The 14,410-nt window shown below is 55.4% G+C and carries 15 protein-coding genes and 1 tRNA gene; 9 read left to right on the top strand and 7 right to left on the bottom strand.

From position 1 onward, the window contains the following. The first annotated feature begins 2 nt into the window (after positions 1 to 2). Complete coding sequence (locus AWT75_RS01290; protein ID WP_045847638.1) at positions 3 to 299, top strand: DUF2818 family protein; 297 nt, start codon at positions 3 to 5, stop codon at positions 297 to 299. A gap of 257 nt (positions 300 to 556) precedes the next feature. On the opposite strand, the gene AWT75_RS01285 is transcribed toward AWT75_RS01290, so the two are convergent. Both AWT75_RS01285 and AWT75_RS01280 read right to left on the bottom strand, forming a co-directional pair. Continuing rightward, positions 557 to 1,423, bottom strand: a complete 867-nt coding sequence (locus tag AWT75_RS01285) for a lipid A biosynthesis lauroyl acyltransferase (RefSeq protein ID WP_062786398.1) — start codon at positions 1,421 to 1,423, stop codon at positions 557 to 559. Continuing rightward, positions 1,420 to 2,313 (bottom strand): lysophospholipid acyltransferase family protein, encoded by an 894-nt coding sequence (locus AWT75_RS01280; protein ID WP_062786394.1) that lies wholly within the window; start codon positions 2,311 to 2,313, stop codon positions 1,420 to 1,422. Before AWT75_RS01280 ends, AWT75_RS01285 begins: the two co-directional genes overlap by 4 nt. Before the next feature lie 77 nt (positions 2,314 to 2,390). On the opposite strand from AWT75_RS01280, the gene metK reads away from it, so the two are divergent. Beyond that, positions 2,391 to 3,560, top strand: coding sequence for a methionine adenosyltransferase (gene metK, locus AWT75_RS01275; RefSeq protein WP_062786391.1), 1,170 nt, complete (start codon positions 2,391 to 2,393; stop codon positions 3,558 to 3,560). 140 nt (positions 3,561 to 3,700) lie between these two features. Here the strand turns inward: metK and AWT75_RS01270 are convergent, their stop codons facing one another. Then, a complete protein-coding gene (locus AWT75_RS01270; protein WP_045845430.1) occupies positions 3,701 to 5,011 on the bottom strand; it encodes an ammonium transporter in 1,311 nt (436 codons plus the stop codon). Between the two features lie 30 nt (positions 5,012 to 5,041). Then, complete coding sequence (gene glnK, locus AWT75_RS01265) at positions 5,042 to 5,380, bottom strand: P-II family nitrogen regulator (RefSeq protein ID WP_045845429.1); 339 nt, start codon at positions 5,378 to 5,380, stop codon at positions 5,042 to 5,044. Between the two features lie 271 nt (positions 5,381 to 5,651). On the opposite strand from glnK, the gene AWT75_RS01260 reads away from it, so the two are divergent. The 5 genes from AWT75_RS01260 (at position 5,652) to AWT75_RS01240 (ending at position 9,108) form a co-directional block, all read left to right on the top strand. Next, positions 5,652 to 5,939, top strand: coding sequence for an accessory factor UbiK family protein (locus AWT75_RS01260; protein ID WP_062786388.1), 288 nt, complete (start codon positions 5,652 to 5,654; stop codon positions 5,937 to 5,939). Between the two features lie 5 nt (positions 5,940 to 5,944). Continuing rightward, complete coding sequence (locus AWT75_RS01255; RefSeq protein WP_062786385.1) at positions 5,945 to 7,444, top strand: YifB family Mg chelatase-like AAA ATPase; 1,500 nt, start codon at positions 5,945 to 5,947, stop codon at positions 7,442 to 7,444. A 72-nt stretch (positions 7,445 to 7,516) separates the two neighbouring features. Continuing rightward, positions 7,517 to 8,287 (top strand): SPOR domain-containing protein, encoded by a 771-nt coding sequence (locus AWT75_RS01250; protein ID WP_062786382.1) that lies wholly within the window; start codon positions 7,517 to 7,519, stop codon positions 8,285 to 8,287. A 27-nt stretch (positions 8,288 to 8,314) separates the two neighbouring features. After that, positions 8,315 to 8,932 carry a thiol:disulfide interchange protein DsbA/DsbL gene (locus AWT75_RS01245; protein WP_062786379.1) on the top strand — a complete coding sequence of 206 codons (618 nt, stop codon included), beginning with the start codon at positions 8,315 to 8,317 and terminating at the stop codon, positions 8,930 to 8,932. A 99-nt stretch (positions 8,933 to 9,031) separates the two neighbouring features. Further along, positions 9,032 to 9,108: transfer RNA gene (locus tag AWT75_RS01240), tRNA-Met, on the top strand. Between the two features lie 222 nt (positions 9,109 to 9,330). On the opposite strand, the gene purB is transcribed toward AWT75_RS01240, so the two are convergent. The 3 genes from purB to ffh form a co-directional block, all read right to left on the bottom strand. Then, complete coding sequence (gene purB / locus AWT75_RS01235) at positions 9,331 to 10,701, bottom strand: adenylosuccinate lyase (RefSeq protein ID WP_062786374.1); 1,371 nt, start codon at positions 10,699 to 10,701, stop codon at positions 9,331 to 9,333. Positions 10,702 to 10,768: 67 nt separating this feature from the next. Further along, positions 10,769 to 11,671 (bottom strand): ATP-grasp domain-containing protein, encoded by a 903-nt coding sequence (locus tag AWT75_RS01230; RefSeq protein WP_062786369.1) that lies wholly within the window; start codon positions 11,669 to 11,671, stop codon positions 10,769 to 10,771. Between the two features lie 47 nt (positions 11,672 to 11,718). Further along, on the bottom strand, positions 11,719 to 13,074 hold the full coding sequence (gene ffh / locus AWT75_RS01225) for a signal recognition particle protein (RefSeq protein ID WP_045845422.1): 1,356 nt from the start codon (positions 13,072 to 13,074) through the stop codon (positions 11,719 to 11,721). 108 nt (positions 13,075 to 13,182) lie between these two features. Here ffh and AWT75_RS01220 point away from each other — a divergent pair, with 108 nt between their 5' ends. Both AWT75_RS01220 and AWT75_RS01215 read left to right on the top strand, forming a co-directional pair. Further along, positions 13,183 to 14,004: a cytochrome C assembly family protein gene (locus AWT75_RS01220; RefSeq protein ID WP_062786365.1), complete on the top strand. Its 822-nt coding sequence runs from the start codon at positions 13,183 to 13,185 to the stop codon at positions 14,002 to 14,004. A 37-nt stretch (positions 14,005 to 14,041) separates the two neighbouring features. After that, positions 14,042 to 14,377 (top strand): ComEA family DNA-binding protein, encoded by a 336-nt coding sequence (locus tag AWT75_RS01215; RefSeq protein WP_045845420.1) that lies wholly within the window; start codon positions 14,042 to 14,044, stop codon positions 14,375 to 14,377. The last annotated feature ends 33 nt before the right edge of the window (positions 14,378 to 14,410 follow it).

Here is a 14,410-nt window from a genome sequence, read left to right as displayed (position 1 = left end):
ACATGCAAGCCAGTGTTGCTACCTTGCTGATCGTCGCCTTCCTGGCGGCAAACCTGCCGTTCCTGACCTCCCGTCTGGCTGGTGTGCTGCCGGTTGCCAACAAGCATTTCGGTTGGCGCTTACTGGAAATGGCCGTGCTGTTTTTGCTGGTCGGCCTGTTTGCCCGTTTTCTCGAGGCCAAGCAGATGCCGGTCCAACAGCAGCACTGGCAGTTCTATGTGACGACGGTTGCCTTGTTTGTGGTGTTTGCGTTTCCCGGTTTCGTCTACCAGATGTTCTGGAAGAAGCGCAGTCACTAGGCAGTTCAGCTTGCAAAGAAAACCCGGCCCCGGCCGGGTTTTTTCATGGCCTGTCATTGCCTGTTCGGAGCAACGGATTGCTTGTAGGTAGCGACTGGGTTTGCAGTCGCCGGGCATGGCAGTGCAGGGTAGCAGGGGAGGGCAGACGCGTCAGGTTGGAAGGTTAAAGAGGATTGATCCTTATCTGCGGGCTTTCCAATTGCTACAGACAAGAAAACCCGGCACGAGGCCGGGTTTTCTTGTTACAGGCATGGCATTCAATAAATGCGCGGTTCACCTTCTGGCCGACTTTTGAAGCGTTTGTGCAGCCAGAAGTACTGGTCGGGTATCTCGCGGATCCGCTCTTCCAGGAAGGCATTCATGCGCCGTGTATCAGCTACTACATCATCGGTCGGGTAGTTTTCCCATGCCGGATAAAATTCCAGCTCGAAGCGATTGCCAACACGGCGCGCGATCAAGGGAACCACGTGCGCCTTGGCCAGTTTGCTGATGCGTGACAGTCCGGTAATCGTCGCAGCGTCCTTCTCGAAGAATTTCACGAACACCGAGTCGCGCGCGCCGAAGTCCTGGTCAGGCAGGTAGAGGAAGGGCGTGTGCTCCTTGCGCATGGCCTTGATGATGGAACGCAGGCCTTCATTACGCGGCACGATATAGCAATTGTTGTAGCGCTGACGGCCAGCGTAGATCTGGGCATCCAGCGTGTCGTTCTTCTGCTGCGAGTAAACGCTCACCAGTGGCAGTACCTGGTTCAGCGCGAAAACACACATCTCGAAGCCGACAAAGTGCGGGTAAAACAGGATCACATCCTCACCCTTGGCGCGCAGCTCCTCCACGATATGCAGATTCTTGATGGTGACCAGCTTGCGGATACGATCGGCAGAGCTCCACCAGGCGACGCCGTATTCCAGCGCCAGGCGGATCATGTAGCCGAAGTTGGATTTGATCAGGCGTTTTCGTTCAGCCTCACTCATATCAGGGAAGCAAATGCGCAGGTTGGTGAGGCCCACCTTGCGACGGTCTGCCGCCAGGTGATAAGCCACCAAGCCAATTCCATCCGCCAGCAAACCAATCGCCCACATGGGCAGCAGGCGAATCAGCCATAACAGGGCAAAAACAATCTTCATGGGTTTCCTTGCTGATGGTCCGGCGGAGTCACGCCCGCCGGACATTTGTAACGGTTGTAGCTCCACAGGTACTGGCTGGGGAAGCGGCGGATCATGTCCTCAACGGTCCGGTTGAGCAGCGCACAATCGGCATCCTTGTCACCACTGAATGGTTGGGACATGGCTTCGATATGCACCACGAAGCCCTCGCCGCGTGGCAGTCGTTCGCCAACAAAAAACAGCACTTCCACCCCGCTCACCTGTGCCAGGCGTGGCACCAGGCTCATGGTGTAAGCCGGTTTGCCAAAAAAAGGTGCCCATACACCTTCCCCGTTGCCGGGAACCTGATCGGGCAGAATGATGGTGGCTTCGCCCGATTTCAAAGCCTTCATCAGAATGCGCACACCGGCACCGGTTGCCGGCGCGGTCTTGCCCTTGCCACGGGCACGTCCTGCCTGCATTACCGGTTCCAGCCAGGTCAGTTTTGGCGGCCGGTACATGGCAGTCAACGGAAAGGGCAGGCGCGAGCTGATGTAACGGCCGGCAATGTCATAACTGCCAAGGTGCGGGGTGACAAAAACAATGCCATGGCCGGCTTGCAAGGCACGCTCAACATGCTCCCAGCCATGACAGGCTTTTACCAGTGCGGCGATGTCTTCCGGCTCCCGGCACCAGGCTATTGACAATTCCAGTGCACCTTTACCGGTTTCCAGTGCGGATTGTTTGACTAGTCCTTGTAAAACCTGATAATTTTCACAGATTTTACTCGACGCCAGATTACTTCTCATCCGCTCTGCATAGCGGGGGGATGAAAGGTAAGTAAGCCGCCCCAGAATGGCGCCGAGACATTGCAGCCACGACAGCGGCAAACGCGCCAGCAAGGACAACACGAGTTGGACCAGCTTGGACATGGTTTAGTCTGTGGTGATCGTAAAGCGGCCTATTTTATCATCACACTGTTTTGCTTTATTCGGGAATCAACAAACAAATGAGCGAATATCTGTTTACGTCGGAATCGGTATCGGAAGGCCATCCGGACAAAGTAGCCGACCAAATCTCCGATGCCATCCTCGATGCCATCCTGCGCGAAGACAAATACGCTCGCGTAGCAGCCGAAACCCTGGTCAACACCGGCCTGGTGGTACTGGCTGGTGAAATCACCACCTCGGCCAATGTCGACTACATCAAGATCGCACGCGAGACCATCAAGCGCATCGGCTACGACAACTCCGAGCTGGGTTTCGACTACCACGGCTGCGCCGTCATGGCCTGCTACGACAAGCAATCGCAAGACATCGCCCAGGGCGTGAATGAAGGCGAAGGCCTGGACCTGAACCAGGGCGCTGGCGACCAGGGCCTGATGTTCGGCTATGCCTGCGACGAAACCCCCACGCTGATGCCTTTCCCCATCTACTACGCCCACCGTCTGGTACAGCGCCAGGCCGAACTGCGCAAGGACGGCCGCCTGCCGTGGCTGCGCCCGGACGCCAAGAGCCAGATCACCTGCGTGTACGATGGTGAAACCGGCCTGCCCAAGCGCATCGACACCGTGGTGCTGTCCACCCAGCACAGCCCGGAAATCGATCACAAGACGCTGACCGAAGCCGTCATCGAAGACATCATCAAGCCGGTCCTGCCGCCGGAAATGCTGACTGCCGAAACCAAGTATCTGGTGAACCCGACCGGCCGCTTCGTGATTGGCGGCCCGATGGGCGACTGCGGCCTGACCGGTCGCAAGATCATCGTCGACACCTATGGTGGTGCAGCCCCGCACGGTGGTGGCGCCTTCTCCGGCAAGGACCCGTCCAAGGTAGACCGCTCGGCCGCTTATGCCGGTCGTTACGTGGCCAAGAACATCGTGGCTGCCGGCCTTGCCCGTCAGTGCCAGATCCAGGTTTCCTACGCCATCGGCGTGGCCGAGCCGACCTCGATTGCAGTGGATACCTTCGGCACCAACAAGATCCCGAACGAAAAGATCGTGGAACTGGTGAAGAAGCACTTCGACCTGCGCCCGAAAGGCATCATCCAGATGCTGGACCTGCTGCGCCCGATCTATGGCAAGACCGCCGCTTACGGCCACTTTGGCCGCGAAGAGCCGGAATTCACCTGGGAACGCACCGACAAGGTGGAAGCGCTGCGCGCTGACGCTGGTCTGTAAACCAGTTAGCTGTTGTTGCAAGATCAAAAAAGCACCGATTCATTCGGTGCTTTTTTCTTGTCAGTTTAACGTTGGCAGAAAAAAAGGGCGCCGAAGCGCCCCGAAGTCCCTTACCACAACTTGTCGATGGTGTTGGCTGCTTATTCCACACGCTCGCCGTGCAGAACCACATCCAGACCTTCGCGTTCTTCGTCTTCAGCCACACGCAGGCCAACAACCACATCAATGATTTTCAGCAGGATGAAGGTGATGATGGCGCAGTACACCACGGTCACACCCACACCGATTGCCTGGGTAGCTAGGCTACCTTCGGAACCACCAATGCTCTTCACCGCAAACACACCGGTCAGCAACGCGCCAACGATACCGCCAACACCGTGTACACCGAAGGCATCCAGCGAGTCATCGTAGCCCAGCATGTGCTTCAGGCCAGTTGCACCCCAGAAGCAAACCACGCCAGCCACTGCACCGATAATCAGGGCACCCTTTACATCCACGAAACCAGCTGCCGGGGTGATGGCAACCAGACCAGCTACCGCACCGGAAGCAATGCCCAGTACCGACGGCTTTTTCTTGTGAATCCATTCAGCAAACGTCCAGGCCAGTGCAGCCAGACCGGTGGCAACCTGGGTGGTCACCATGGCCATGCCGGCACGACCATCAGCAGCTACTGCAGAGCCGGCATTGAAGCCGAACCAGCCTACCCACAGCATGGAAGCGCCAATCAGGGTCAGGATCAGGTTGTGCGGCGGCATGGCTTCCTTGCCAAAACCGACACGCTTGCCCATTACCAGGGCACAGATCAGGCCGGCAATACCAGCGTTGATGTGAACTACGGTGCCACCAGCAAAGTCCAGCACGCCCTGGCCACTCATCCAGCCGCCCGGACCCCATACCCAGTGGGCAACCGGCACATAAACCAGCAAGGACCACAGTGCGGTAAAGATCAGCAGGGCAGAGAATTTCATCCGTTCAGCAAATGCGCCGGTGATCAGTGCCGGGGTGATGATGGCAAAGGTCATCTGGAACATCATGAACACCGATTCCGGGATGGTGCCGGCAGCCGGGTGAACCGCCACTTTCTTGGTGTCGGCAATGTAGTCCATGCCATCCAGGAAGACACGGCTCAGGTCACCCAGGTAGGGGTTACCGACGGTAAAGGCCAGGCTGTAGCCAACGACGGCCCACAGTACGGTCACCAGCGCGGTGATGGCAAAGCTTTGCATCAGGGTGGCCAGCACGTTCTTTTTGCGGACCATGCCGCCGTAGAACAGGGCCAGGCCCGGAATGGTCATGAACAGCACCAGTGCGGTGGAGGTCAGCATCCAGGCTGTGTCGCCGGAGTTGATGACCTTGAAGTCAGCCATGGCCGGACCTGCCGGTGCATCAGCCAGAACGGGCAGGGCCAGTGACAACAGGCCGGTACCCAAGGCAGCAAGTTTCTTCTTCATGTGATTTCCCCTGTATGGCTATAGCGTGACTTAAACCGCGTCGGTGCCGGTTTCCCCGGTCCGGATCCGCACGATTTGTTCAAGATCGAAGACAAAAATCTTGCCATCACCAATCTTGCCGGTACGTGCCGATTTTTCGATGGCCTCGACAACCTGGTCCAGCAGACTGTCATCAATGGCAATTTCCAGTTTGACCTTGGGCAGGAAGTCCACGACATATTCAGCGCCACGATACAGCTCGGTATGACCTTTCTGACGGCCAAATCCTTTGACTTCCGTGACGGTAATGCCTTGCACGCCAATGGCGGATAGCGCTTCACGTACTTCATCAAGCTTGAAGGGCTTGATCACGGCGGTGACCAGTTTCATGTTCACTCCTTTTCGGTGGACCCGGTTAGTTGCTTGCGTTACTGAGGAACACTACTGCATAAACCGTGCCAGCTTATTATCTTGCTGTTACCTAAGTGTTTTCCGCGATTAAATCTGTAATTGCTGAGCATTAATGGCTGTCAGCACCAAGGCGGAGCATCTATTATTGATCCTCTGCACTCAATTGGTGCGTTGCTCGCTGCGCTGCAGCGCCGAATGGATTTTGCTACACTCGAAGCGGACTATCGATTACCTGCAAAGGAGCACCAAGATGTTGAGTCAGAAGATTTTTGAAGAAATCAGCAGCAAGATCAGCGATACCATCGCAGCCAGTCCGGCCAAGGATATCGAGAAGAACATCAAGGCCATGATGGCATCCACTTTCTCCCGCATGGATCTGGTGACCCGCGAAGAATTCGATGTGCAGCAGGAAGTACTGGTGCGTACCCGTGAAAAACTGACTGCACTGGAAGCCCGCCTGGCCAAGCTTGAAGCCCAGGTTTTCCCTGAGGAAGCCCAGGCCAGGACCGAAGCCCAGGCTGAGTTGGGTCATTCCTGAGCACGATGGCTCTGGCCGTAGTAGCGAGCCGTGCCCTGGCCGGGCTACATGCCCCGGAAGTTGCCGTTGAAGTCCATCTGGCCAATGGACTTCCGCAGTTCACCATCGTCGGCTTGCCCGACACCGAAGTGAAGGAAAGCCGGGACCGTGTCCGGGCCGCCATTCTCAATTCCGGCTTTGAATTCCCCGCGCGTCGCATCACGGTCAATCTGGCTCCGGCTGATCTGCCCAAGGACTCAGGCCGTTTCGACCTTCCCATTGCCATTGGCATTCTGGTTGCCGCCGGCCAGATACAATGCCCACATCTTGCAGACTATGAATTTGCCGGCGAACTGGCACTGAGTGGCCAGCTGCGTGCAGTGCGCGGTGCCCTGGCCATGGCATGCCAAACCCGTCGTGCAGGCCGTGCCTTCATGTTGCCGCGAGACTGTGCTCAGGAAGCTGCGTTGGTGCTGGCAGATCAGGTTTATGCCGTGGATAGCTTGCTGCAAGTTTGTGCACACCTGAATGGTACCCAGCCCTGTTCACCCATCGTCGTCAACCAGAATGACACACGGCCCGTTTATCCGGACTTGGCCGATGTCAAAGGCCAGGCCGCAGCACGTTATGCCCTGGAGATTGCCGCTGCAGGTGGACACAGCCTGTTGCTTGTAGGACCACCGGGTACGGGGAAGTCCATGCTGGCGTCGCGTTTGCCGGGCATTCTGCCAACGATGAATGAGGAAGAAGCGCTGGAGGCCGCCTCGGTTCAGTCACTTGGCACGCGAGGCTTTTTACTGGAGCAATGGCGCCAACGACCATTCAGGGCTCCGCACCACACGGCATCAGCCGTTGCCCTGGTTGGCGGCGGTTCAGACCCGCGGCCGGGAGAAATCAGTCTGGCACATCATGGCGTGTTGTTTCTGGATGAGTTGCCAGAATTCGATCGCAAGGTATTGGAAGTATTGCGTGAACCTTTGGAGTCCAAAGTAATCCATATTTCGCGCGCCAGCCGGCAAGCCATTTTTCCCGCCGACTTTCAACTGGTTGCTGCCATGAATCCCTGTCCTTGCGGGTATCAGGGGCAGCCTTCCGGGCGCTGTCAATGTACACCGGAACAAATTGCCCGCTATGTTGGCAAATTATCGGGCCCGTTGCTGGACCGTATAGATATGCATGTACCGGTTCCGGCTTTGGGTGCGGATGAACTCACCAGTGCGGTGGCCGGAGAGGCTAGCGAGTTGGTGCGTTTGCGTGTTCAGCAGGCACGTGACGTGCAGTTGCAGCGCCAGGGATGCAGTAATGCCCGTCTTTCCGGCCTGGCGCTGGAACAATATGCTGCCGCAGACCCGGCAGCACTTGCTTTGCTGGCAGGTGCTTTAGAAAAGTTGGGGCTGTCGGCCAGAAGTTATCACCGGATATTACGCATCGGACGTACGGTGGCGGATCTGCAAGGAAGCGTGAAACTGGAACGGCATCATATGCTGCAAGCCATTCAATTAAGAAGGAGTGGTTTTGGTGTGTGATGCGGTAAATATATTTTCGTCTGGTTTTAATAGATAATGTACCGATTGATTGTATGGAAATGGTAGTAGTACATGGCAAATCGTGATGTGAAGAATTCCTCTCGTTCCAGCACCTCTGGGCGAGGACGTCCTGGCCGCAAGAGTGGAGGCGGGGGGCTGGTAGCGGGCATAGTCATCGGCCTGATCGTGGGCGTTGCTGTTGCAGTGGGCCTCGCCATGTATCTGAATCGTTCTGCAACGCCATTTTCCAATCTGGAGAAGCTGGATCGCAAGGGCGGTTCTGCTGCAAGCTCGGCACCATCGACAGAACTTCTGGAACCGGGTACCAAGATTGCCGATGTACAAGCCAATCAGCCAGCACCTGCTGCGTCGGCTCCAGTGAAAGTCGAACAGCCGGCACCGCCACCGATGCCCGCAGAGCAGCCTGCGGCAACAAATACGGCTCCTGCGGCAAGTGCCAAGAATAAACCGGCTACGTCTCCGGCCACTACGGCCAAGGATGAACAGCGTTTTGACTTCTACAAAATCCTGCCCGGTCAGGTGGATGCAGTCCCTGCCGATGGCAAGGCCGCAGGTAAAGACCGGGAACCTTCTGCTGCTGCACCAGCCAAAAAGGTCTTCCTGCAACTGGGTTCCTTTCAGAATGAAAATGAAGCTGACAACCTCAAGGCCAAGCTTGCCTTGCTGGGTGTTGAGGCCAAAATCCAGTCTGTTTCGATTCCTGACAAGGGCATGGTCCATCGTGTCCGTATCGGCCCATTGAGCAAGCCTGAAGATATCGATCGCCTGCGTGCCCAGTTGAAGCAGGATGGTATCAATGCTGCCGTCGTCAAGGCAGAGTGATTCAAATAAACGTCTAGAGGACAAAAAATGAAAAAATGGTTGTTGATGACCTTGCTGCTGGTCAGTGGTTTTGCCAATGCTGCTTCCGAGCTGGGCAAGGATTATGTGCTGATGGCCAAGCAGCAGCCGGTGGCTAATCCCAAAAAGGTTGAGGTGATCGAGTTTTTCTCCTACACCTGCATCCATTGTTTTCATCTGGACCCGCTGATCACCGCCTGGGAAAAGAAAAAGCCGGCCTATGTTGATTTCCGTCGCGAGCAGATTGTTTGGCAAAAGCCGATGGAGGGTTTTGCCCGCCTGTTTGCCACGCTGAATGTCACGGGATACATGGAGAAGCTGAATGCGCCGGTGTTCGACGCCGTCATGCAGCAGAAAATCAACCTGGCCGATCCTTCGGTGCTGAATGACTGGCTGAAGAAACAGCCTGGTGTGAACCTGGCCAAGTTCATGCAAACCTATAACTCCTTCGGTATCAACAGTCAGGTTGCACGCGCCAGCCAGATCACTCGCGCCTACAACATCGAAGGAACGCCTACCATTGTCGTGAATGGCAAGTATGCGCTGTCACCGGCTGCTCCGGAGCGTCTGATCGAAGTGCTTAATGACGTCATTGCCAAAGCCAAGGCAGAAAGCAATATCAAGTAATGCATGTCCTGATGGCAACGCCTGCATTCGCAGGCGTTTGCTTTTTTCGGACGAAAGCTTGACGCTTCGAGAAATAACAGGTACTATTCATTTCTCTGACGCGGGGTGGAGCAGTCTGGTAGCTCGTCGGGCTCATAACCCGAAGGTCGTAGGTTCGAATCCTGCCCCCGCAACCAAGTTTTCAAGAAAAGACCACTCTCAAGAGTGGTCTTTTCTTGTATGTGCGCAAGCACACCATTACGTTCAGTTTGCTGTTCAGGAACGTATTCCCTCGAGTCATATTTTCGGGCCGTCTTCTTTGGAAGAGGGCCCATTTCTTTTTCTGATTCATGCCTAAGGCGATATGCAATAAAAAACCGCCTTTATCGAAGGCGGTTTGCTTGGCTGGTCAGGGATGATCAGATGCGTTTTGCCAGTTCTGCCGCCTTGCCAACGTAGGCAATCGGAGTCAGCTCCAGCAGGCGTGCCTTTTCAGCTTCCGGAATCTCCAGCCCCTTGATGAAGGCGGACAGCGTTTCGCGGGTAATGCCATCCTTGCCGCGGGTCAGCTCTTTCAATTGCTCGTAAGGGTTGGGTACACCGTAGCGGCGCATTACGGTCTGGATCGGTTCAGCCAGCAATTCCCAGCTGCGACCCAGTTCTTCAGTAATGGCTACCGGATTGATTTCCAGCTTGTTCAGGCCCTTGAGGCAGGCTTTGAAACCCAGCATGGTATAGCCGAAGCCAACGCCCATATTGCGCAGTACGGTGGAGTCGGTCAGGTCACGCTGCCAGCGGGAAACCGGCAACTTTTCTGCCAGGTGTTGCAGAATGGCATTGGCCATGCCCAGATTGCCTTCGGAGTTTTCGAAGTCGATCGGGTTGACCTTGTGCGGCATGGTCGAGCTGCCTACTTCGTCCTTCTTCACTTTTTGCTTGAAGTAGCCCAGCGAGATGTAGCCCCAGATGTCGCGGTTCAGGTCGATCAGGATGGTATTGATGCGGCCTACCACCTGATACAGCTCGGCCATGTAGTCATGCGGCTCGATCTGGATGGTGTAGGGATTGAAGGTGAGGCCCAGTCCGGACACGAAGCGGCCACACAGGCTTTCCCAGTCGATTTGCGGGTAGGCAACCAGATGCGCATTGTAGTTGCCAACGGCACCGTTGATCTTGCCCAGGATTTCCTGCGACACCAGTTGTTCACGTTGGCGCTTCAGGCGGTAAACGGTGTTGGCCAGTTCCTTGCCCATGGTGGACGGAGTGGCGGGTTGGCCATGGGTACGGCACATCATGGGCAGGTCAGCCAGTTCGTGCGCCAGTTGTTGCAGCTTGTGAATCACTTCGTCCAGCGCAGGCAAGACCACGGTATTGCGTGCGGTCTTCAGCATCAGGGCATGCGACAGGTTGTTGATGTCTTCGGAAGTGCAGGCGAAGTGAATGAACTCGCTGGCCGCCATGACTTCTGCGTTGCCGGAGAGGCGTTCTTTCAGCCAGTATTCGATTGCCTTGACGTCATGGTTTGTGCGGGCTTCAATTGCCTTCACCTCTTCACCATGCTGCACGGTGAAGTTGGCAATGACGTCATCGATTTCGCGGATAGTCGCTTCGGAGAAAGGTTTCACTTCCTCGATGCCCGGCTCGGCGGCCAGCATTTTCAGCCATTCCAGTTCAACCTTGATACGGAATTTCATCAGGCCATATTCGGAGAACAGGTTGCGCAAGCCTTCAACCTGGGCGGCGTAACGGCCATCCAGAGGACTCAGGGCGATCAGCGGGTTCAGATTCATGACGAGGTATTTCCAAACGTGGTGTGCCAGATATGCTGGCAGGTTTCAGTACAAAACAAATCTATTTTTACAGCGCGGCCAGGCGGCGTGCTAATCCGCTAGCCAAGCTATCGGCAGCTTCAGGCCGATAGCGGAAAAAAAGCTCCGGTTCTATCATTTCGACTTCCATGATGGCTAGCTGACCGGCATTGTCGCGCACGATATCCACACGCGCATAAAGCACATCAAACGGAACGCAGGCAACCGCCTGTTCGGCAAATCGCTGCTCTTCAAGGCTGGCCATGTGCGGATGGACACTACCGCCATGATCATCCTGTACCCGGAAGTCGCCAGTTTTTGGCACCTTGCGGATGGCATGGCTGAACTGACCATCAATCACCATCAGCGATATCTCGCCTTCGGTCAGGATGGCATGCTGGAAAGGCTGTAACAGCAGTGCCTCCTGTTGAACCAGTTCAGCAAAAGTGCATTCCAGTGCCAGTGTATTCGTAGGCGCAAGACGGTAAGTATGCCGTGCCGATCCTGACACAACCGGCTTGAGAATGGCGTCTGACCAGCCACTCTCCGCCAGGCATTGTGCCAGGGTGCGCTTATCACCCTTTTCAATGTAGTGGGTCTTCACGACATTGATGCCTTTTTCTGCAATGAAGCGCAGGTAATGCTTGTCGATATTCCAGTCGATGAGTGCTGCACTATTAAACAGGGTGGTCTGCTTGGCCACCTTGTTTAGCCAGGGACGGAATTCTGCATAGCGGTCAAAGTAGTCCCAGGTGGTCCGAAACAGCAGGCTTCGCGTTTGCTGCCAGTCAAAATCCGGGTCATCCCACGCTTTGCGTGCGACACGCAAACCCTGCTTTGTCAGGGCATCCAGCACCAAACCATCTTCGTGATGGACCTGTTTGCAGTACCAGTCATCGGTATCCAGTTCCAGCAGACTGTGCTTGGTGAGTACCACTACATCAAACAACATGATTTCCCTTCACATCAAGCAAAACGGGTGCAGAGCACCCGTTTTGCTTACATCCCCGGCATCATGCCTTTCATGCCGCGCATCATTTTCATCAGCCCGCCTTTGGCTGAAAACTGCTTCATCATTTTCTGGGTCTGCTCAAACTGGTTCAGCAGGCGGTTGACCTCTTGCACCGTCACCCCGGAGCCTGCGGCAATGCGGCGTTTGCGGCTGGCCTTGATCAACTCGGGCTTGCGACGTTCTTCCATGGTCATGGCATTGATGATGCCCTCAATGCGACGCATCGACTTTTCTGCTTCTGCACCCTGAATGCCCTTGGCCATCTGACCAAGCTGACCAGGCATTTTCTCCAGCAGATTGGACATGCCGCCCATTTTCTTCATCTGCTGCATCTGTGCCTTGAAGTCTTCCAGGTCAAAGCCCTTGCCAGACTTGAGCTTCTTGGCCATGGCAGCAGCTTCATCCTGATCGATGCCCTTCTGGACTTCTTCGATCAGGGACAGCACATCACCCATGCCCAGAATACGGCTGGCGATACGATCCGGGTGGAAGGCTTCAAGCCCGCTTACCTTTTCGCCAACACCAATAAACTTGATCGGTTTGCCCGTGATGTGGCGTACGGACAGCGCCGCACCACCGCGCGAGTCACCATCCATCTTGGTCAGGATAACGCCGGTCAGCGGCAGGGCTTCATTAAAGGCCTGCGCAGTATTGACTGCATCCTGGCCTTGCATGGCATCCACCACAAACAGCGTTTCGACCGGATTGATGGCGGCGTGCACCGCCTTGATCTCGGCCATCATCGCTTCGTCAATGGCCAGGCGACCGGCAGTATCCACCATCAGTACATCAAAAAAGTGGCGCTTTGCATGATCAACAGCGGCACGTGCGATATCCACCGGCTTTTGATTGCCGTCGGAGGGGAACCACTCGACACCTACCTGTTCTGCCAGCAATTTCAGCTGCTCGATCGCAGCTGGACGATAAACGTCAGCGGAAACCACCAGAACTTTCTTTTTCTGGGTTTCTTTCAGTAATTTGGCCAGCTTGCCAACGGTTGTGGTTTTACCTGCACCCTGCAGGCCAGCCATCAGTACAATGGCTGGTGGAACAGCTGCCAGATTGAGGGCGTCGTTTTTCTCCCCCATCAATTTGACAAGTTCTTCGTTGACCACGCCGACCAGGGCTTGCCCCGGTGTCAGGCTGCCCATGACTTCCTGGCCCAGAGCACGTTCCTTGATCTGGGAAATGAATGCCTTCACAACAGGAAGTGCGACGTCGGCCTCCAACAATGCCATGCGGACTTCCCGCAGTGCATCCTGGATGTTGGTTTCGGTCAGGCGGGCATTGCCGCGCAGGTTCTTGATGACGCCGGACAGGCGGTTGGTCAGGTTGTCTAACATGCTGAGTCCTTCTGTCTGCCAACAAGGGACAGGTTGGTGTAGACTTTCAAACTTACGATTTTACCACGAGCTGCCGGGTTGACGCCCGCAAATGATGGCGCTAACACCATGACCGCGTTTCTTTTTTCCCTGACTATTCTGCTGAGTCTGGCCTATGCCGGGCTCTCATGGCATTTCATCGGTAACTGGAAGGGTGTTGCCAGTTTGCCGCGTAACCCGAAACTGGAGCATACCGCGCTGGGTTTCCTGCTGTTAGTGCATGCCTATGCGGTAGTGTCTCCTTTGTCGGAAGGCGTGATGTTTTCCTTGGGAGTGGGGCGTGCCCTGTCGGTTGTGGTCTGGATGATGCTGGTGATTTACTGGACATGCGGCTTTTTCTACCGGGTAGAGGGCCTGCAGTTGTTCATGATGCCATTGGCCGTGTTCACACTGGTGTTCTCACTGGTATTTCCGGGTGAGCACATCATCCATGACCTTGGCAATCCGGCTTTCGCCCTGCATGTTTTGGTATCGATTGTGGCTTACAGTCTGTTTGCCATTGCAGCGTTGCTGGCCGTATTGATGTTGTTCCTCGAGAAAGCCCTGCACGACAAGCGTTGGTTATCGCTGGTACGACAGCTTCCGCCTTTGCTCTCGTTGGAAAAAATGATGTTTCAGGTCATCGGCATCGGCTTCCTGCTGCTGACGGTATCCCTGCTGACCGGCATCGTTTTTTCTGAAGAGGTGTTTGGCAAAGCAGTTGCCCTGAGCCATAAGACAGTCTTTTCCGTCATCTCCTGGTTATTGTTCGCTGCTTTGCTCTTGGGGCGACACTTCAAGGGATGGCGCGGGAAGATTGCGATACGCTGGACACTGGCTGGCTTCGGGACCTTGTTGCTTGCTTACATCGGTAGCAAAGTAGTACTGGAATTACTGTTGCATCGTTATTGACTGGAATGTTTTCAATCAATGTAAGGAGCCTCGTTTCATGAAAAAACTGTTTGCGCTGATTGTTGGTATGTTTTTTATCTGCGCCTCTGCGCTGGCCGCTATCAACATTAATACGGCTAACCAGCAGCAGCTTGAGTCTCTCAATGGCATCGGCCCGGTCAAGGCCAAAGCCATTATCGATTACCGCACCAAGAATGGTGCATTCAAGACGGTAGATGACCTGAAGAAGGTAAGCGGTATCGGCGACAAGACACTGGAAAAGTTGAAGAAGGACATCAGTGTCACCGGGACTAGTACTGTTCCCGCTCCTGCGGCCGCAACCCCTGCCAAGGCGGCTGCACCAGCAGCCAAGGCTGCGCCGGCGAAAAAGTGAGCTGCTGAAGCTGTCGTTGTAAAAGCAAAGCGC

This window comes from Aquitalea pelogenes (assembly GCF_001515305.1).
Lineage (GTDB): Bacteria > Pseudomonadota > Gammaproteobacteria > Burkholderiales > Chromobacteriaceae > Aquitalea > Aquitalea pelogenes.
Note: the sequence above shows the minus strand (reverse complement) of the source record. Positions and strands in the feature narration are given on the sequence as shown.